Annotated in this window: 15 protein-coding genes and 1 pseudogene; 9 read left to right on the forward strand and 7 right to left on the reverse strand. The window is 71.0% G+C overall.

All coding sequences use genetic code 11. The features are described 5' to 3' along the window. Positions 1 to 151: 151 nt before the first annotated feature. Positions 152 to 1,300: an FAD-dependent oxidoreductase gene (locus ABD932_RS34640; protein WP_345019055.1), complete on the forward strand. Its 1,149-nt coding sequence runs from the start codon at positions 152 to 154 to the stop codon at positions 1,298 to 1,300. Positions 1,301 to 1,400: 100 nt separating this feature from the next. Here the strand turns inward: ABD932_RS34640 and ABD932_RS34645 are convergent, their stop codons facing one another. Further along, the gene (locus ABD932_RS34645; RefSeq protein WP_345019057.1) at positions 1,401 to 2,117 is read right to left on the reverse strand and encodes a Clp protease N-terminal domain-containing protein; all 717 of its coding nucleotides are present in this window, start codon (positions 2,115 to 2,117) and stop codon (positions 1,401 to 1,403) included. A gap of 286 nt (positions 2,118 to 2,403) precedes the next feature. Here ABD932_RS34645 and ABD932_RS34650 point away from each other — a divergent pair. The 5 genes and pseudogenes from ABD932_RS34650 to ABD932_RS34670 all read left to right on the forward strand — a co-directional run bounded on the left by ABD932_RS34650 (position 2,404) and on the right by ABD932_RS34670 (position 6,961). Further along, positions 2,404 to 3,250, forward strand: a pseudogene (locus tag ABD932_RS34650) (alpha/beta fold hydrolase). 261 nt (positions 3,251 to 3,511) lie between these two features. Next, the gene (locus ABD932_RS34655) at positions 3,512 to 4,552 is read left to right on the forward strand and encodes a cellulase family glycosylhydrolase (RefSeq protein WP_345019059.1); all 1,041 of its coding nucleotides are present in this window, start codon (positions 3,512 to 3,514) and stop codon (positions 4,550 to 4,552) included. A 241-nt stretch (positions 4,553 to 4,793) separates the two neighbouring features. Then, positions 4,794 to 5,636, forward strand: a complete 843-nt coding sequence (locus tag ABD932_RS34660; protein WP_345019061.1) for a DUF1206 domain-containing protein — start codon at positions 4,794 to 4,796, stop codon at positions 5,634 to 5,636. 56 nt (positions 5,637 to 5,692) lie between these two features. After that, complete coding sequence (locus tag ABD932_RS34665; RefSeq protein WP_345019063.1) at positions 5,693 to 6,127, forward strand: hypothetical protein; 435 nt, start codon at positions 5,693 to 5,695, stop codon at positions 6,125 to 6,127. 252 nt (positions 6,128 to 6,379) lie between these two features. Next, positions 6,380 to 6,961 (forward strand): hypothetical protein, encoded by a 582-nt coding sequence (locus ABD932_RS34670; RefSeq protein WP_345019065.1) that lies wholly within the window; start codon positions 6,380 to 6,382, stop codon positions 6,959 to 6,961. A gap of 60 nt (positions 6,962 to 7,021) precedes the next feature. Here ABD932_RS34670 and ABD932_RS34675 read toward each other — a convergent pair whose 3' ends face one another. From ABD932_RS34675 to ABD932_RS34685, 3 genes are read right to left on the reverse strand one after another with little or no spacing between them, the layout of a single operon-like run. Further along, positions 7,022 to 8,194: a PP2C family protein-serine/threonine phosphatase gene (locus tag ABD932_RS34675; protein ID WP_345019067.1), complete on the reverse strand. Its 1,173-nt coding sequence runs from the start codon at positions 8,192 to 8,194 to the stop codon at positions 7,022 to 7,024. Between the two features lie 8 nt (positions 8,195 to 8,202). Continuing rightward, entirely contained in the window at positions 8,203 to 10,383 is a 2,181-nt protein-coding gene (locus ABD932_RS34680) for an FUSC family protein (protein ID WP_345019069.1), read from the reverse strand. Then, a complete protein-coding gene (locus ABD932_RS34685) occupies positions 10,380 to 10,988 on the reverse strand; it encodes an MFS transporter (protein WP_345019072.1) in 609 nt (202 codons plus the stop codon). The genes ABD932_RS34680 and ABD932_RS34685 overlap by 4 nt, the downstream gene beginning before the upstream one ends. Before the next feature lie 277 nt (positions 10,989 to 11,265). Between ABD932_RS34685 and ABD932_RS34690 the strand changes: the two genes are divergently transcribed. Both ABD932_RS34690 and ABD932_RS34695 read left to right on the forward strand, forming a co-directional pair. Further along, positions 11,266 to 12,261, forward strand: a complete 996-nt coding sequence (locus ABD932_RS34690; RefSeq protein WP_345019074.1) for an alpha/beta fold hydrolase — start codon at positions 11,266 to 11,268, stop codon at positions 12,259 to 12,261. A 15-nt stretch (positions 12,262 to 12,276) separates the two neighbouring features. Beyond that, positions 12,277 to 13,119 carry an alpha/beta fold hydrolase gene (locus tag ABD932_RS34695; RefSeq protein WP_345019076.1) on the forward strand — a complete coding sequence of 281 codons (843 nt, stop codon included), beginning with the start codon at positions 12,277 to 12,279 and terminating at the stop codon, positions 13,117 to 13,119. Between the two features lie 217 nt (positions 13,120 to 13,336). Here ABD932_RS34695 and pgm read toward each other — a convergent pair whose 3' ends face one another. Then, the gene (pgm, locus tag ABD932_RS34700) at positions 13,337 to 14,977 is read right to left on the reverse strand and encodes a phosphoglucomutase (alpha-D-glucose-1,6-bisphosphate-dependent) (protein WP_345019077.1); all 1,641 of its coding nucleotides are present in this window, start codon (positions 14,975 to 14,977) and stop codon (positions 13,337 to 13,339) included. Between the two features lie 341 nt (positions 14,978 to 15,318). On the opposite strand from pgm, the gene ABD932_RS34705 reads away from it, so the two are divergent. After that, a complete protein-coding gene (locus ABD932_RS34705) occupies positions 15,319 to 15,705 on the forward strand; it encodes an ATP-binding protein (RefSeq protein WP_345019800.1) in 387 nt (128 codons plus the stop codon). On the opposite strand, the gene ABD932_RS34710 is transcribed toward ABD932_RS34705, so the two are convergent. Together ABD932_RS34710 and ABD932_RS34715 are read right to left on the reverse strand one after the other, a co-directional pair. Beyond that, on the reverse strand, positions 15,698 to 16,873 hold the full coding sequence (locus ABD932_RS34710) for a cytochrome P450 (protein ID WP_345019080.1): 1,176 nt from the start codon (positions 16,871 to 16,873) through the stop codon (positions 15,698 to 15,700). The two genes, ABD932_RS34705 and ABD932_RS34710, sit on opposite strands and share 8 nt — an antisense overlap. 105 nt (positions 16,874 to 16,978) lie before the next feature. After that, positions 16,979 to 18,499, reverse strand: coding sequence for a HEAT repeat domain-containing protein (locus ABD932_RS34715; RefSeq protein WP_345019082.1), 1,521 nt, complete (start codon positions 18,497 to 18,499; stop codon positions 16,979 to 16,981). Positions 18,500 to 18,510 lie beyond the last annotated feature (11 nt).

Consider the following 18,510-nt stretch of genomic DNA (forward strand, 5'->3'; position numbering starts at 1 on the left):
TGTCCCCGGGTGATCGAGCGGCGGGCCACGATGTCGGTCAGCTATCGGGAGCTGTCGGTCCGATGTCGGTGGCTTGTAAGCGGGGTCTTGCACCTTTCCGGAGACGGCCGGCCGGAGCTCACCGGGCGGCCCCGATCCCGAAGGAGCCACCATGCGCACCCCTGTCACGATCATCGGCGCCGGACTCGGCGGACTCACGCTGGCCCGTGTCCTGCACGTCCACGGTATCCCGGTCACGGTCTACGAGGCCGAGTCCTCGCCGTCGGCGCGCATGCAGGGCGGGATGCTCGACATCCACGACTACAACGGCCAACTGGCTGTGCAAGCGGCAGGCCTGATGGACGAGTTCCACGCCATCGTCCTGGAGGGCCGCCAGGCGATGCGGGTCCTCGACCGGGACGGGACCGTCCTGCTGGACCAGCCCGACGACGGGACGGGCGGGCGCCCCGAGGTGCAGCGCGGCGAGCTGAGGCATATCCTGCTCGACTCACTCCCGGCCGGCACCGTCCGGTGGGGGCACAAGGCGAGCGGCACCCGTGCCCTCGGTGAGGGGCGCTGCGAGGTGACGTTCGCCGACGGCACCACCGTCGTCACAAGCCTGCTGGTCGGCGCGGACGGCGCGTGGTCACGGGTGAGGCCGCTGCTGTCCACCGCCACACCGGAGTACACCGGTACCTCGTTCGTCGAGACCTACCTGTTCGACGCCGACACCCGGCACCCAGCGGCCGCGAAGGCCGTCGGCGGCGGGTCGATGATCGCGCCCTCACCGGGCAAGGAGATCTTCGCTCACCGGGAGAGCGGCGACACCCTGCACACCTACGTGGCCCTCTCCCAGCCGCAAGACTGGTTCGCCGCCATCGACTTCACCGATGCCGCCGCGGCCACCGCGCGGATCGCAGCGGAGTTCGAGGGCTGGGCGCCGGAACTCACCGCGCTGATCACCGACGGCGACACCGCACCGGTCCTGCGCCCCCACTACGCTCTGCCGTTCGGGCACCGGTGGGACCGAGTGCCGGGGGTGACCCTGCTCGGCGACGCCGCCCACCTCGCGGCACCGAACGGCGAGGGCGCCAACCTGGCCATGCTCGACGGCGCCGAACTCGGCAAGGCCCTCCCCACGCACCCCGACGACATCGAGGCCGCGCTCACCGAGTACGAGCAGGCCATGTTCCCGCGCAGCGCCGAGGTCGCCGCCTTTGAAGGGGCCGGGGTCCACAGGATCGACTCCGACGACAACACAGCCCACGGCCTGATGGCCGCTGTCCTGTCTCAGGTGAGTCCGGGCAGGAACATGCATTGACCTGCGGTGCCCGGACTTGAGTGCGACGGGATCTTTCGTTGCGTCTCACTCAAGTCCGGGCATGCGGATCAGGCCTTCGGATCCTCCACGGGTGGGTAGGTCACTCGTGCTGCGATGGGTCCGTTTCCGCTGCTGTCGCGTCAAGGGTTGCGAGGTCGAAGCCGGTGTCGGTCAGGACAGCGGCAGCTACTCCGCGGCCGACCTGGGCGAGGCCGATCAGGAGGTCGTCGCAGTCGATGCGATCGGAGCCGTTCTGCTGGGATCGTGCCTCCGCGATATCGATTGCCTTGCGGGAGTAGGGAGTCCAGGCGATCCGTTCGGCCGCTTGGGAGGCGCCCATGCTCAGCCGCGCTCCGACGGACTTGTGGACCGCCTCGGGAGAGACTCCGGCGGCCTGCAGGAGGCGTGTGGCGCTGTTGTCCTCCGCGGTAAGGCCCCGCAGCAGGTGCTCTGTACCGATGTAGTTGTTGCGGTGCTGCACGGCCGCTTGCTTGACGTGGACCATCGCTTGGCGAAGGTCGCCGGTCATCATCTCGGGGCTATAGCGCTTATGCGGAGCGTGGAAGCGCTGCTGGACTGCTTGCCGGGTCACTCCTAGGGCGGTGCCGATGTCCGTCCATGAGGAGCCGTGCATCCGGCAGTGCTCGACGTAGTCCTCGACCAAGTCGTCTGCCAGGGCCTGCAGATGGCCTGCGAGTTGCGCGGCAACCGTCAGCAGCGCGAGCCAGTCGGGCTGTTCCTGTCCGCCGGGGTGGTGTGCGGTGTCGCATCTCCGGTCGACTTCCGCGATGAGATCGTCCAGGTCTGGAAGAGCCATGAGGCAAGTACGCCTTGACAGTTCAGGATTGTCAAGGCGTACTTGCCTATCTCACCTGTGGGGGGCGAGTGCCCGGACTTGCTTGAGATGTCAGCAGACCCCATGAGCCGTCGGCACACCATGACTTCCGTCCGCGGAACGGTCACCGTGACCGGTCTACGGACGCAGGTTGATGACCCGGTCCGACTGGCCCCACCCCTTTATGTCGCCGAAGCTTGATGCCCAGTAGGTTTGTGCCGCCGAAGCTCAAGTGGCTGGAGGCCTCCAAGTGTCAGAGCGCGGCGGTGTGGCGGAGACTGATCTTGAGCTGGGAGACGGCCGTAGATTGCACGTCTACGACACCGGCACGGAAGATTCCGACAGCCGTCCCGTAGTCTTCTGGCACCACGGCACGCCGAACATCGGGGCCCCTCCCGAGCCCCTCTTCCCGTCCGCCGACCGGCTCGGCATCCGCTGGGTGTCCTACGATCGGCCGGGCTACGGCGGGTCCACACCCCGCCCCCGGCCGGGACATAGCGTCAGCCGCCGGAGATGTGGCCGCCGTCGCCGACACGCTGGGCATCCAGCGATTCGCGGTCATGGGTCATTCGGGTGGCGGTCCGCACGCCCTCGCCTGCGGCGCCCTACTGCCCGATCGTGTCCTCGCGGTGGTCAGCGTGGCGGGGCCGGCCCCGTTCGGAGCCGAGGGGCTGGACTGGTTCGCGGGCATGTCGGACTCCGGCACGGCATCCTTGCTTGCCGCCACCAAGGGGCGCGCGGCGAAGGAGACCCACGAGGCGTCCGCCAAGTATGACCCGCAGATGTTCACCCCAGCCGATCACGCCGCGCTCACCGGTGAATGGTCCTGGTTCGGCGATGTCGTCGGTCCAGCCGTGGAGGCCGGCCCGGGCCCGCTGATCGACGACGACCTGGCGTACGTCAACCCATGGGGATTCGACCCCTGGCAGGTCACGCCACCCGTCCTCTTTTTGCACGGCGGCAGGGACCGTGTCGTGCCCAGCTCCCACAGCCAGTGGCTCGCGAACCACTGCCCCACGGCAGAGATGCGGCTGAGCCCGACCGCCGGCCACATCTCCATCCTCAACGCCGGCGCAGCGGCCCTGGAATGGCTCGCAGATCGCTCCCATTCCTGATCATCTCGACGCTCGATCACTCAGGACAGTTGATCGCCCGGCAGTTCGGAAGTTCTCCGCAATCGGATCGCCCCCGCCCGGAATTCCTCTTTGAACGACGGTGTCCGCTGACGCACGTCCATAACTCATGCGTTCTTGGTGAAATTTGGTGTGCAGATATGTTGACCTCTGTTCGAGGTCTCTTCTACGTTGCGGAAGCCCACCAAGCCGCCCAACCCGCATGCGAGGTTGCGCGGTCGCAGCTACCCAGAAAGGGATGTCGTGCCACGAGAGAACCATCGCGGGACAGCTTGCCTGGCGGCAGTGCTGGCCGGCGTCACGGCATTCGGCGCAGCCCTCGCCTCCCCCGCCTCCGCGGCTCCCGCGGACGCCTCCCGCCCCGCCTCGCCGCCGCCCGTCAGCGACTTCCGCGGGGTCAACTGGGCCGACCCGCGCGACAACTACGCCGACGACGCGGTCGTACCCTCGGGTCTGTCCACCTCCGACAGCTACGCCACGACCTACGCCAAGTCCAAGGCGATCATCGGCGGGTTCTCCGAACTCGGCGCCAACACGGTCCGCCTCCCGGTCAACCCGACCTCCGTGAACGGCCCCTTCTGGAAGGCGTACCGGGGCGCGATCGACGCCGCCACCGCCAAGGGCTTCAAGGTCATCCTGGGCTACTGGGAGGCCGACAACGCCAAGGACGGCAAGATCGACGACCAGGCCTCCTGGGACCAGATGTGGGCACGGATCACGTCCGCCTACGCCCGCAACTCCCAGGTGTACTTCGAGCCGATGAACGAGCCGTTCGGCTACACCTCCCAGGAGTGGCGCGACGTGGCCGCTCGTTGGGTGACCACGCACCGCTTCATCCCCCGCGACCGGATCCTCATCGGAGGCATCAAGTACAGCGAGGACGTCAAGCCCGTGTGCGCCGACAGCCGGCTCGACGGCACTCGCATCGCCCTGCACAACTACGGTTTCTGGCACACCGACTGGACCAGCGTCGACCAGTGGAAGCAGGACTTCAAGGAGCGCATAGGCACCTGTGCCTCGCGCACCGTCCTCGACGAGTTCGGCGCCACCATGACCTCCGGCCTCGACTACAACGGCCCGGTCAACGGCTCCAGCGAGATCGCCTACATCCAGGCCGCGACCGACACCATCCGGGAGTTGGGCCTGGGCTCTGTCTACTGGCCCGGCCTGCGCAACGGTGACACCTACTCCCTCACCACCCTCCAGGGCACCGGTACGCGCCTCAGCCTGAAGGTGAACAACTCCAGCGGGCTCGACCGCCTCCACTGGGCCTGGAAGCAGTAGCACCACCCAAGCGCGGCCCCGACCGGCGAGGAAACCGGTCGGGGCCGCGGGCGAAGCGCGTGGCCGAACGGCGGTCCGGCCCACGGTCGAGGCGCTCCAGCCAAACGATCCCCCGGGCCCGCAAGAGGCCAAGCCCGGGGACACCGTCCCCTCCCCCACAGCGAGCCACGCGGTGCCTGGCCGGCGGCCCACCCGCGTGTGTGGTGGCCGAGCCTGGGCATTCGGACTGCGGGAGGTCTCCATGAACACGGGTGGGTTGGCATGGACCGGACGATTCCGGGCGCGGCGGACGGCGGCACGGGGTTCGGTCACCGAGGGGGCGGCGCGGGCGGGTCTCGCCGCCCGGGGCGTGATCTACCTGCTCGTCGGTGCGCTGGCGCTGCAGATCGCCTTCGGCGACACGAACGAGGAGGCCGACCGCGGCGGGGCACTGGCGGAACTGTCGCAGCAGCCGTTCGGCGCGGTGCTGCTGTGGGCGCTGGGCGTCGGACTCGTCGGCATGGCTCTGTGGCGGCTGTCCGAGGCGGTCTTCGGCTCGGTCGGGAAGGACGGCCGCAGCGTGCGCAAGCGGCTGCTGGCGGCCGTCCGCTGCGCGTTCTACGTCTTCGTCGCCTACTCCGTGCTGTCGTTCGCGGCAAGCCGGAACCAGAGCGGCGGCGGATCCAGCGACCAGCAGTCACGGGACGCCACCGCCCGGGCACTGGAGATACCCGCCGGGCAGTGGCTGGTCGGCGCGGCCGGGCTCGCCATCGTCGTGGCCGGTGGCTGGATCGGCGTACGGGCCATCCTGCGCAAGTACCACGACAAGCTCAGGCTCGGGCAGATGAGCCACCGGACACGACAGCTGGTGGACGTCACGGGCGTGGCCGGCGGCGCCGCTCGCGGGCTGGTGTTCGCCGTGGCGGGTGTCTTCGCCGTCCGTGCCGCCATCGACTACGAACCCGATCGGGCGAAAGGGCTCGACGACACCCTGCGTACCTTCGCCGACACTCCGCTCGGCCCCTGGCTGCTGGCCTGCGTCGCGGCCGGGCTGGTGCTGTTCGGTGTGTTCTCCTTCGCCATGGCCCGCTGGCGACGGGTGTGAGCCGCGTCCCCGCCGGTGACATGTGTGGGCGGCGTTCTGTGGGAAACACGAAGCGAATGAGCGAATCCGAGATTCCGTATGGCGACGGCCGGCCCGTGGACGTGTACCTGGACCTCCTGCGCATCCGGATGGACACGGAGGATTACCGCCTTCTGCTGCGCATGGTGGAACCGGTCCTCCGGGCGATCGAAGAGGAGCGCCTGTCCAGCCTCGACCTCGCGCTCGACTCAGGGCCCGGCGAAGAGCTGCCCCAGGAGGTCCGTGACGAGGCCGCTCTCGTCATCGCCACCGCCGTCACCGGTCGCATGGACAACGAACTGATCGAGATCGACGTCGACGAGACCGGCCCGGTCCGGATCGTCACGGACGCGACCACCGCTTCCGACCCCGTCCGCCTCGGCGAGATCGCCGACTACATCAGGGAACGGCACAAGGAGACCGAGGAGCTGCGCGGTATCGCGGAGGTCAGTGGGCTGCCCACGGACTTCTGACCGGCAGCGGCAGCGATGTCACGGCCGGGGATGCCGATTCCTCGGCCTGTGCGGCGTGCGTCGCCACGCCCGGCCGACATCACGTCGCGCAGCGACGCAGTCACAAGGAGTCGGCAGGGGGATGCTCCGGTGCGGTGAGCACAGGGGTCCCGCTGCGGCCCAAATCGGAGTGCTGGAGACCCTGGGGCTCGCTCCGGAGGGCTGAGCCAGTGCGCACCTCGGCAGGAAGCGGCCGGCTGACAGGATGTCCACATGACGAGCAGCCAGTCGATAACTTACGTACGGATTGCCGAAGTTCTCACAGAACTCGGGATGATCACTGAACAGACGGCCCAACGAGTCCTGGACGAGTTCGCCGACTTCGCGGCCAAGCCGATCGAGGATCGCTATGAGGTCGCCAGTGCCCTCGAATCCTTCGACGTGGCTGTTTCCATTCACTCCGACGACGTCGACTTCGCGGACGAGCACTACGAATGGCTCCTGAACGAGGCGGCGAATCTCACCGGAGGAAAGGTCACCGTCTCCAACTACCGCTTCGACAAGGCCTACCCGGACGACGAGGACTGCGGTCTGGGGACGATGCACTTCGAATGCAACGGCAAGCCGCTGTCCTTCGGCATCGAGCAGGAGTCGAACGACTACCTCGACATGGGAGCAGCGCAGGAGGCCATCGAGGCGCTCGACCTCGGTGACGACCCCCGGGAATTCCGCCGCGTCGAGCAGGAAGGCCCACACCTCAGCGACGACATCATGGTCCTGGCCTCAGCCGAGCAGCGGGAAGGTCTTCTCCGCCTTCTGGGCCTCACGTTCGAGGCTCGGTGGTATCAAGGCTGACTGCGGATCGAGCCGTTACCGGTCAAACAGCCTGAACGTCATTTCGCGAAGCAACGCCGTTCACACCCGACGACGCGGCTCCCGGGCATCGGCGCCGGTGCCCCGTCGTCGGGATGCCACCGCTTCCAGGGACAGCGCGAGGACCGCCCGGTCGTCGTCGTCCGACTGGGCCGACTGGGCCGACCAGCGTTCCGCGTCGGCCCGTACGAACGACACGACCGTCTCCGGGTCGGGTGCGGGCTCGCCGCAGAACCGTTCGCCGAGGCGTTCGAGGACCGGGTAGAAGACGCCGTCCGCGTCGCGTGCCTCGCTCACCCCGTCCGTGTGCAGGACGAGGACCTCCGCCGGTTCGAGGCGGTGCACCGTCGTGCCCTCCCCGTCCGGCGCCAGTGCGCCGAGCCCCAGTGGCAGTCCGGGCGCCGTGACCAGCCGCCGGGCGCCCTGCGGGCCGACCGCCAGCGGGGCGGGGTGGCCGCGGTCGACGATACGTACCTCGCCGCGGCCCGGCGGGAACTCCAGCACCAGTGCGGTCACGAACAGCTCGGGGTCGCCGTCGTCGCCGGCCGGGCTGTTGCGGGCGATGCTCAGCTCCAGCCGCCCGGCCAGGGCGCTCAGGCTCTGCCACTCGTGGGCCGACACCCGGAAGCTGCCCAGCACCGCCGCGACCGTCTGGACCGCGTCCAGCCCCTTGCCGCGGACGTCACCGATGATCGCCCGTATCCCGAAGGGCGTCTCGCATACGTCGTACAGATCCCCGCCGACGAGCGTGCCGCCCTCCCCGGCCTCGTAGAACCCGGCGGCGCGTACCGGCCCGAGCCTGCGCGGCACGGGACGCAGCAGGGTCCGCTGCATCGCCTCGGCGACCGAGTTGGCCCGGATCAGGTGTTGCCGGGTGCGCTCCCGCTGCCGGGCCAGCGCGACGGCGGCTATGCCGATGAGGGTCGTGGCGATGTAGACGGCGACATGGTGCTGTTCGTCGAAGTGGCCGGGGCGGCGGGCGGCCATCCACATCTGCAGCCCCAGGCACACCAGCGTCGACAGGGCGGTGCCCCGCGGGCCGCGGGTCGCGGCGGCCAGCGGCGGGACCGCGATGAGCATGAAGCTCACCGGTTCGCGGCCTCTGACGATCAGTTCGGCCGCCACGTCGACGAGTACCGCGGCCAACGGCAGCCACCACACCCACCCGCGCGGGGAGGGAGGTCGGAGGTCGGAGCGGAGGTTGCGGTCGGACACGGCGCGCCCTACCTTCCGGGCCCGGTGGGGCGGGACGTCGAGCCCGCGGTGCCGTTGGCCGTCGTACCGCGGGCCGGCCCTCGGATCGCCTCGGGCATCCCGGCCTCGATACGGGCCAGCTGATGGGTGAGGCTGCGCAGCCACATGTCGAGGTCGACCAGCACGGGCAGCGCCGGACCGGTCGGTTCCGCGGGTGCCTGCTCTGTCCGCGGCGGCTGTGGGCGCTCGCCGTCGCACAGGGCGGCGAGCCGATCGGTGGTCTCGGCGAGCGTGCGGGCGCCGGTCCGAGCGCGGTCGGCCGCATTCGGGGGCAGGGCGGTCGTGGACAAGTCGAAACGGGGCAGCCACTGGGCGCCGAGCAGGATGTGGTTGGCCGTGATGAGCACGGCGTGCCAGTCGGCGCGCACGGATGCGCTGCTCCCCGGTTCGCTGCGGAACTGGGCGTAGGCGGATTCCGCGAGGCGCAGCCGGTGCACAGCGGGCAGCGTCGGCGGGGCGGGGGCCGAGCCCGGCGGTACGGCGGTCAGCATCTCGACGGTGCCCTTGATCAGCGGGCCGCACTCCCGCAGCAGCCCCGCCATGGTTCTGCGTACCTCTTTGCGGGCGCCGGCCGGCCAGGCGAGCATCGCGCACAGCAGCCCGATGGCGCTGCCGGTCACCACGTCGACGATCCGCGCCTCGGCCAGTCGCCATGAGGACGGGGCGATCTGGGCGAACGCGGTGGCCACCACGAGGGTGAACAGGCCCTGCGCCCAGGCGATGCCGAGCAGCGGGCCGAGCGCGAAGGCGATCAGCATGGCCGGTGCCAGGATCGCGGCGTACGCCTCGGTGTGCCGTCCGAGGCCGATGAGCAGGGCGCCCGCGGCGACCGCGCCCACGAGGTTGCCGGTGACGGCCTGGCGGATGGCGGTCCAGGTCTCCCCGACGGTGGTCCGGCTCAGCGTCAGCACCGCCAGCAGCACCCAGAAGCCGTGGGTCAGGTCGAGCGAGCCGGCCACCAGGCGTGCGGCGGCCAGGGCCACGGCGATCCGTACGGCGTTCTGGAACTGCACCGAGCGCAGCGTCATGTTGCCGGTGATCCGGCGCAGCCACAGCTGGGGCGTGGCGGCCTCGGTGTACCAGAAGAGTTCGCGCGGCTCGGTCGGCGGGGTGCGCCGCCCGTCGAGGCCGACCCGTACGGAGATCTCCAGGATGCGCACCGACTCGGCGACGGCCAGCAGCGCCGCCTGCCGACGCAGCACCGCTACCGGCGGTACCTCGTCGGCGGACCCGGTCGCCTGCCGCAGGCGCACCCGCTGGAAGTCGTCGATGGCCTGGTCCATCCGCTGCGGGCCGGGAGCGGCCCGGCCCGTGCGCAGGGCGGCGGCGGTGTCGTCGCACAGGGACACGACCTGCGGCAGCAGTGACCCGGACGCCGTGTCGGTACGGCCCCTGCCCGGCTCGGCGCCGTACCGGACGAGTTCGCCGAGTTCGCCGGTCTCGGTCAGATGGGCGAGCTGCTCGAGCAGCCGACGGGTGGCGGAGCCCGCCTGGGAGAGGCCGCGTACCGCGCGGCCCGGACCCGCGGGGCGTTCCGCGGGCGGGACGCTCGACAGCCGCAGCCGCGCACCTGCCTTCCGCAGGGCCTCCGGGGGCAGGCCGCCGCGCCCCGCGATGGTGTCGCCCGCCGTGGCCAGGGCCTCGGCGAGGGTCGTCCGGTACGTCGGCGCAGGCGGTTGCGGCAGCAGGAACAGCTCGCACAGCGCCAGCACCGCCACGCCGAAGGTCAGTCCCGCCAGCCGCAGCCACAGGGTCTCGGGTTCGTACGGCGGGAAGCACGCGAGGATGTAGAAGAGCTGGAGTCCCGGCGCCGCCCCGGCCGGACGCGGGCCCGCGATCGCCGCGAAGGCGAGGAGGAATCCCACGACGAGCATGCCGAGCACCGCCGCCCAGGTCCGCACCGCCAGCACGGTCCCCAGCGCCACCAGCAGCAGGCCCACGGGCAGCGCCTTCAGCATCACCTCGGCGCGTTGCCGCCCGGACCCCGGGATCGGGGACAGCAGGCCGAGGGAGATGGGCGCGAACAGGGCGTACAGCGCCAGCACCGGCTCGTCCAGCCCGTACACGAAGGTGTAGAAGCCCGTGGCCGCGGCGAGGGTCACCCGCACCGACCGGTGCAGGATCAACGTCCGCTCCGCCGTGCCCTTCACGGCAGGCGCCCGCCGCGTGGCGCCCGCGAGCCGACCGGCGGGACCCCGCCGAGGACCACGAGCCGATGGCGTACGGCCATGACGGCGACGGAAGCCACGAGGATCACCGCGCCTCCGAAGCGCAGGATCGCGTCGTACGCGGCCTCGGGCGTTCGCTCCGGCACCATCACCGTGATCGCGGCCGCGGCACCCGCCGGCGCGACGCCATCCAGCGTGACCAGGAACGTCAGCAACACGCCCGATGCCTCGCCGGCCCGTTCGGGGGCCACGACCTGCTGGGGGGCGACACCGGCGAAGGCCCGGCCGAGACCCAGGCCCAGCCCGCACCAGGCGAACACCGGGACGTAGGGCCACCAGCCCATGACATGGCTGAGCGCGATCATGCCCGTACCGGCGACGGCCCCGGCCAACGCCATCACCGACATCGGCCCCGGGTGCGCGGACAGTCTGGCGCCGAGCGGCCCGCTGAGCGCGACGAGCACGGCGGCCGCCAGGAACACCACGCCCGCGTCGAGCGCGAAGAAGTCGAGCTGGATGCAGAACAGAGCGACCGCCACCGCGATGAAGGCTCCCGTCCGCGCGGCCGGCGAAGACTCAGCGCGCATGAGCACGTTCCTCTCGGGCCGACGCGCCGCACCGGCGTCGTGGCCGGGCCGGACATGCGATCCACAGCCCATTGTCGGCCGACCCGGTAGGGACCGCAGCCCGACGGTTCCACGCCGGAACGCCCCCACATCGGAACCCGAGCCAAGGCAATGTTGCCGAATCGGCAAACAGGCTCGTCTTTTCGGCGCGGCCGTCCGGATGATCGGCGTCGGGGCAACGAACGACGATAGGGGCGGCCGCGCGCGCAAGGGCGCGGGGTGTCCCGGAGGAGGGCGCATGTCGCAGCACATCGGGGAGATCACTCACCGGTCGGTGTCATCGCCGGCCGGGCGGGCAGGTCACGGCCGGATTCACCTCGTGGAGCAGGGAAGCGGGCCGCTGGTGCTGCTCGTCCACGGATTCCCGGAATCCTGGTACTCCTGGCGCCACCAGCTACCGGTGCTCGCGGCGGCGGGATACCGCGCGGTCGCCATCGATGTCCGCGGCTACGGCCGTTCCTCCAGGCCGGTCGCAACGGAGGCGTACCGGATGCTCGACCTGGTGGCGGACAACGTCACGGTGGTGCAGGCCCTGGGCGAGGAATCGGCGGTGGTCGTCGGCCACGACTGGGGCGCGGCCATCGCCGCGAACTCCGCCCTGCTCAGGCCGGACGTCTTCAGGGCGGTGGGGCTGCTCAGCGTCCCCTACACGCCGCGTGGCGGACCCCGCCCCACGGACGCCTTCGCCCGGATGGGCGGCGACGAGGAGTTCTACGTCTCCTACTTCCAGGAGCCCGGCCGCGCCGAGGCCGAGATCGAACCCGACGTACGCGGCTGGCTCACGGGCTTCTACGCGGCCCTGTCCGCCGACACCATGCCCGCACCCGGCGCCCCCGATCCGCACTTCGTCAGCCGGGGCGGAACGCTGCGAGACCGGTTCCCCACCGGCCGGCTGCCCGCCTGGCTCAGCGAGGGGGACCTCGACGTCTACGCCGGGGAGTTCGAACGGACCGGCATGACCGGAGCGCTCAACCGGTACCGGAACATGGACCGCGACTGGGAGGACCTCGCCGCCCTCGACGGCGCCCCCATCCCCCAGCCGTCCCTGTTCATCGGTGGCAAACTGGACACGTCCACGACATGGCTGGCCGACGCGATCACCGCGTATCCGGTGACGCTGCCGGGCCTGACCTCCTCCCACCTCCTCGACGGCTGCGGCCACTGGATCCAGCAGGAACGACCCGACGAGGTCAACCGCCTCCTGACCGACTGGCTCGCCGCCCTGCCCGCGTGACGCGTCATCGCACCGATGAGGTCTGCGGGTCCGAGCGGTCACCACCACGTACGGCTCTCGCACCAGAGCGTGCAGAAGGACGTGATGACAGTGCCGACCAGCTCCGACTACGCCAAGGTCAACGGCCTGGACATGTACTACGAGGTGCACGGCGCCCACCACGAGGGCCGGCGACCGCTGGTGCTGCTGCACGGCGGCGTCACCACCATCGGCCTGTCCTTCGCCGCCGTGCTCCCCGCTCTGGCGGCCGACCGGCACATCGTGGCTCCCGAACTCCAGGGCCACGGACACACCGCCGACACCGACCGCGACCTGACAGTGCCGAACCTTGCCTCCGACGTGGTGGCGCTGCTCGATGAACTCGGCATCCAGCAGGCCGACTTCCTCGGGTACAGCCTCGGCGGGCTGACCGCGCTCGAGATCGCGGTCAGGCATCCCGGACGCGTGGGACGGCTCGTGCTCGCCGCCACTCAGTACAGCCAGGACGGCGTCCACGACGAGGTACGCGCCGCCGACTTCGACTCCCAGCGGCTGCCCAGCCAGGCGGACTTCCAGGAGATGGCCGACGCGTACGCGGCCTGCGCACCGTATCCCGAGCACTTCGAGGACTTCCTCGCCAAGGTCTCCGCGTCGGCCCACGCCCCGCTGCCCTGGACCGCCGACGACCTGCGCGGAGTGCGGGCACCCACGCTGCTGGTCATCGGCGACACCGACTTCGTACGCGTCGAGCACGCGGCCGCCATGCAGCGACTGATTCCCCGGGCCCAGCTCGCCGTCCTGCCCGCCACCACGCACATGACGCTCATGCGGCGCACTTCTCTGCTCCTGCCGCTGGTGAGTGAGTTCCTTGTTGAGTGACGGGTGTGGCACGCATGCCAGTGGAACGGTCAGCAGCGAGAACGACGCCCTCACAGTCACCGGAGCCGATGCCGTCACCCTGCTGATCTCCGTCGGCACGAGCTACACCGACTACCGGAACCCGACCGCGGCAGCGAGGGTGAACACCCCCGTGAGCGCCCCGCCGCCGATCGCGGCCCCGGCGGCGACCAGCGCCGTCACCACGGCCTCGGTCACGTCAGGCGCCCAGCGCCGCGAGCACCACGGACCTGGCCTCCTCCTGGACCTGTCGCAGATGGTCGGTGCCGAGGAAGGACTCCCCGTAGATCTTGTAGACGTCCTCGGTGCCCGAAGGACGGGCCGCGAACCAGGCGTTGGCGGTGGCGACCTTGATGCCGCCGAGGGCCGCGCCGTTGCCGGGGGCCTCGGTGAGCACGGTGGTGACCGGCTCGCCGGCGAGGGTGTCGGCGGTGACCTGGCGCGGGGACAACTTGGCGAGCAGCGCCTTCTCCTCGCGGGAGGCCGGGGCGTCGACGCGCGCGTAGGCGGGGGCGCCGAAGCGGTCGGTGAGCCCGCCGTAGTGCTGCGAGGGGGTCTTGCCGGTGACCGCCGTGATCTCGGAGGCGAGCAGGGCCAGGATGATGCCGTCCTTGTCGGTGGTCCACACCGAGCCGTCGCGGCGCAGGAAGGACGCGCCCGCCGACTCCTCGCCGCCGAAGCCGAGGCTGCCGTCGGACAGGCCGTCCACGAACCACTTGAATCCGACCGGGACTTCGACCAGCTGCCGGCCGACGTCCGCCGCGACCCGGTCGATCATGCTGGACGACACCAGGGTCTTGCCGATGCCGGCGCCCGCGGGCCACTGCTCCCGGTGCGAGAACAGGTACGAGATCGCCACGGCCAAGTAGTGGTTGGGGTTCATCAGGCCGCCGTCCGGCGTGACGATGCCGTGCCGGTCGGCGTCGGCGTCGTTGCCGGTGGCGATGTCGAACCGGTCGCGCTGCTCGATGAGCGAGGCCATGGCGTACGGCGAGGAGCAGTCCATACGGATCTTGCCGTCCCAGTCCAGCGTCATGAAGCGCCAGGTGGGATCGGTGAGCGGGTTCACCACCGTCAGGTCGAGGCGGTGCTGTTCGGCGATCCGGCCCCAGTAGGCGACCGAGGCGCCGCCCAGCGGATCGGCACCGATACGCACGCCGGCGGCCCGGATCGCCTCCAGGTCCAGCACATTCGGCAGGTCCGACACATAGCTGCCGAGGAAGTCGTGGCGGCCTGTGCCGGGCGCGGCCAGGGCGCGAGCGTAGGGGATGCGCCGTACGTCCTTCAGGCCGCCGGTGATGATCTCGTTGGCCCGGTCCTGGATCCACGAGGTCGCCTCGGAACCGGCGGGGCCGCCGCTCGGCGGGTTGTACTTGAAGCCGCCGTCGGCGGGCGGGTTGTGCGAGGGAGTGACGACGACTCCGTCGGCGAGCGCCGAGGTGCGGTTCCGGTTGTGGGTGAGGATGGCGTGCGAGACCGCCGGGGTGGGCGTGTAGCCGTCGGCCTGGTCGATGAGGACGGTCACGTCGTTGGCGGCGAACACCTCCAGCGCCGTGATCCGCGCCGGCTCGGACAGGGCGTGGGTGTCGGCGCCGAGGAAGAGGGGGCCGTCGGTGCCCTGGGCGGTCCGGTACTCGCAGATGGCCTGGCTGGTGGCCGCGATGTGGTCCTCGTTGAACGCCGCCGCGAGGGACGAGCCGCGGTGTCCGGAGGTCCCGAACGCCACCCGTTGCCCAGGCTCGGCCGGGTCGGGGTGCAGCGCGTAGTACGCCGTGACCAGGCGGGCCACATCGATGAGGTCCTCGGGCCCGGCGACCTGCCCCGCTCGCGCGTCCTGCATTTCCCCACTCCTCCGCAAGGGTCGACCGTTGGGTACGGCCCTCATTCTCCCCTGCCCGGCCCACCGGGACGCGCACTCGGGCGGCCGTTGCGGCACGCGCACGGCGGATACGACGCCGCAGCTCGCCTGCCCGACCGGACCCGGACAGTGCCTGCCGAGACTCCAACTCGCGGCGCTGGGCGGCGAGTTGTCCCTCCATGGCGCGCTACTGGCCGCACGTGGCCTCGGTGCCCGGCCCGCACCGGAGCCCGCGCGCCGGCCTCGACTCACCGCAGCCACACCACCAGCGGTCCACTGTCGACGGCGATCCGCAGCGGCTTCGCCAACTTGTCGACAACCTTCTGACCAACGCCCGCCGTCACACGCTGTCCGGCACCACAACCACGCTGGGACTGGGCACCGAAGACGGGTGCCGGATCATCGAAGTGATGGACGACGGGCCGGGCGTGGAGCCCGGACTACGGGACAGGATCTTCGTGCCCTTCGTCAGGGGCGAACAAGCCGCAGCCGTCGGCAGCGGCCTGGGACTCAGCGTCGTCGCCGCCGTCGCCGCGGCGCACGGAGGTACGGCCTCCCTGGAACCGTCCCGGCGAGGGGCCTGGTTCCGGGTCAGGCTCCCCGCGTCCCCCGGAAGGTCTGGCGCGCCCATGGCGGTACCGCGGCCCCGATCCTCCGGTGCCCGAAGTCTCCATGGCATGCGCTCAGCCGCTCCTGGGCCGTTCACATAGCCCTGTCCCACAGCACATGGAGGGTGGGGGGCTTGCGGAAGACCAGGCCGTATGGGGCCGCAGGGCGGTCGGGGTCGAGGCGCAGGGCGGGGAGGCGGTCGAGGAGGTGCTGGAGGGCGATGCGGGTTTCCAGTCGGGCCAGGTGTGCGGCGAGGCAGTAGTGCGGGCCGTGTGCGAAGGCCAGTTGGAGGCGGGCGTTCTCGCGGCGCACGTCGAATCGGTCGGGGTCGGGGAAGACGGCCGGGTCACGGTTGGCTCCCGTCAGGGAGACGGTGACGAGGTCACCGCGGTGGATCGCGGCCGTGCCGAGGACGGTGTCCCGGGTGGCGTAGCGGTCCACGACCGCGGCGCCGGGTTCGAGGCGCAGTGATTCCTCGATCGCGGCGTCCAGCAGATCGACGTCGGCCCTGACCAGTGCGAGTTGGTCAGGGTGTCGTAGCAGGTGCAGCAGCGCGTTGGTGATCATCGCCTCGGTGGTCTCTATGCCGCCGAACATCAGCACCGCGGCATTGGATGCCACCTCGGGCACTGTCAGTTGCCCGGCGGCCGAGGCGAGGAGGGACGAAGCGTTCCGGTCGGCGACGGTGGCTTCCACCGCACGTCGCAGCTGCGTGTACGCCGCGACGCCCGCGGGTCCTGCCTCGTGGCCGGCGGTGATGTCCGAGACCGACTGCACGATGGAGTCGTACCAGGCGAGCACCATGTCCCCGGTGGTGCCGACCAGCCCCAGTGCCTCGGTCACGACCGCGACTGCGAGGGGTCCGGCGAAGGCACGTCGCAGTTCGGCGGCGCCTGCCGGCTCCAGCGTGGTGATGAGTCGGTCGGTCTCCCGCTCGATGAACGCGGCGAACCCCTCCCGCACGGCACGGGGGCGGAAGGGGTCGGTGAAGGGCTCGCGGTGCCGGGTGTGGTGGTCGCCGTCGAGGGACAGCATGCTGGGGCCGACTACTTGCGCCGTGGAGAACCGGGGGTCGTCGACGGTGAAGGTCTCTGCGTCCCGCATCACGCTCAGCGCAAGATCACGACGGGTCACCAGCCAGCCGTCCAGCTCGGGGAGCCAGGAGACCGGCTCCTGCGCACGGAGCAGCGCCAGGCGCGGATGCGGATCCCGCGCGAGTTCGGCGAGCGTGGTCGCGGCACCGAGCGGACAGGAGTCGACGACGCTCATGGTGTGCCGTGGCCGGGCAGGGATGAATCGATCACGTTGCTGAGGCTAACAAGCGCTCCGAAGCGGAGGAGGCTGAAGGATCTGCACAAGGCCGGTCAAGGTCCGTCACGACGACTGGGTGCGGCACCCGTCCAGCGCTCGCAGCGCTTCCTCGGCCGCCGCGCGGGTCCGCTCCCCCGAGGCGTCGGAGGCGGCCGAGGAATCCTCGGCGATCGCGGTGAGCCGGGCGCGCAACCGTCCCGCGTCCTGCGGCAGTCTCCCGGTGGCGGTCAGCCAGTGAGCCAGGCCCTGTGCCGCGTGGTAGCGGACCGTCTCGAACGGGTCGTCCAGGGCGTGCACGAAGCGGGGCAGGTCCTGGCCGGTGTTCTCGTCGGTGGCGTTGTCCGTGTCGAGGAGCGAGAGCGCCGCGGCCCGCACCTCGGGCGAAGGGGTCCGGTCCACGATCTGCCGTAGGCCTGGCAGCGCCTCCGCCAGGCCGATGAGCGCGTTGTGCGTCTGCCAGGTCGTGTTCGGGTCGGCGGTCAGGTGGTCCACCAACGCCCGGGCGACGGAGCGGCGTTCCCAAGGGCGGAGCCCCTCGTCCACCAGCGACTCCAGGCCGTCGACCGCGCCCGCGCGCACATCGCGGTCGGGGTCGTCCAGCAGCGGGAGCAGGAGCCAGACGGCATCCCATCGCCCGGCCTGCCCGATGCCCTTCGCGGCGGCGGCACGCGTACGTCCGGGCAGGCCGGAGTCGGTCACGGCCGTGCGCAACACCCTGGCGGCGGCCCGGGTCCCCACGGCACCCAGTGCGTACGCGGCCGAGGGGCCTGCGACGGCGTCGCCGAGCCAGCGCATCGCCGGCCCGGTCACCCGTTCGTCGCCCCGTCGGCTCAGCCGGCGCAGGAGCGAGGCCGCGGCGCCCCCGTCCCGCTCGGCTTCCAGAGCCGCGGCCAACGCGTCCCGCGTCCGTGCGTCCTCCATGTCCAGCAGCCGACCCGCCACCGCGATGCGTACCTCGGCGGAATCGTCGCGGAGCCCTGCCAGCAGGGAATCGACGAGGCGCGCGGTCCAGTGCCGGGGAAGTAGTTCGAGAGCCCGTACCCGAGCCTCTCCCCCGTCCTGTTCGGCCGTACGGAGCACCTCGGCGCTGACGGCCGGGTCGTCCCGGAAGCGGTACAGCAGGCTTCGGGCGCGTCCCCGGACAGCGCCTTCCGGGTCGCCCAGGAGCGCAACGAGTCCCGCCGCATCGCTCGGCGCACCGAGGGCCGCCAGGCCGTCCAGGGCATTGATCCGCAGGTGGTGGTCCGGATCGTGGAGCAGGCGCGAGAAGGCTTCCACGAGTATCGGGCCGTCGAGGCCGAGCCGGATCGCGGCGCGCGAGGCCCGGCGCCGTACCCACGGGTCCTCGTCGCCCATCAGGGCGGGCAGCGGCACACGGCCCGCCTCGGCGACACCGAGCCGGCCCAGCCCGGCCGCCACGGCCTCACGTACCTCGGGCGCGGGGTCGTCCACCGACCCGGCGAGCACCCACGCGTGCTCGTCCCGACCGACTCTGCTCAGTCCTTTCGCGGCGGCCGCACGCCGCCAGGTGTCGCCGTCCTTCAACTCCCGTAGAAAGAAGGCGATTTGCTGGTCCGCTCCCATGAACACCCCGA

The sequence above is a fragment of the Streptomyces shaanxiensis genome (assembly GCF_039537145.1).
Lineage (GTDB): Bacteria > Actinomycetota > Actinomycetes > Streptomycetales > Streptomycetaceae > Streptomyces > Streptomyces shaanxiensis.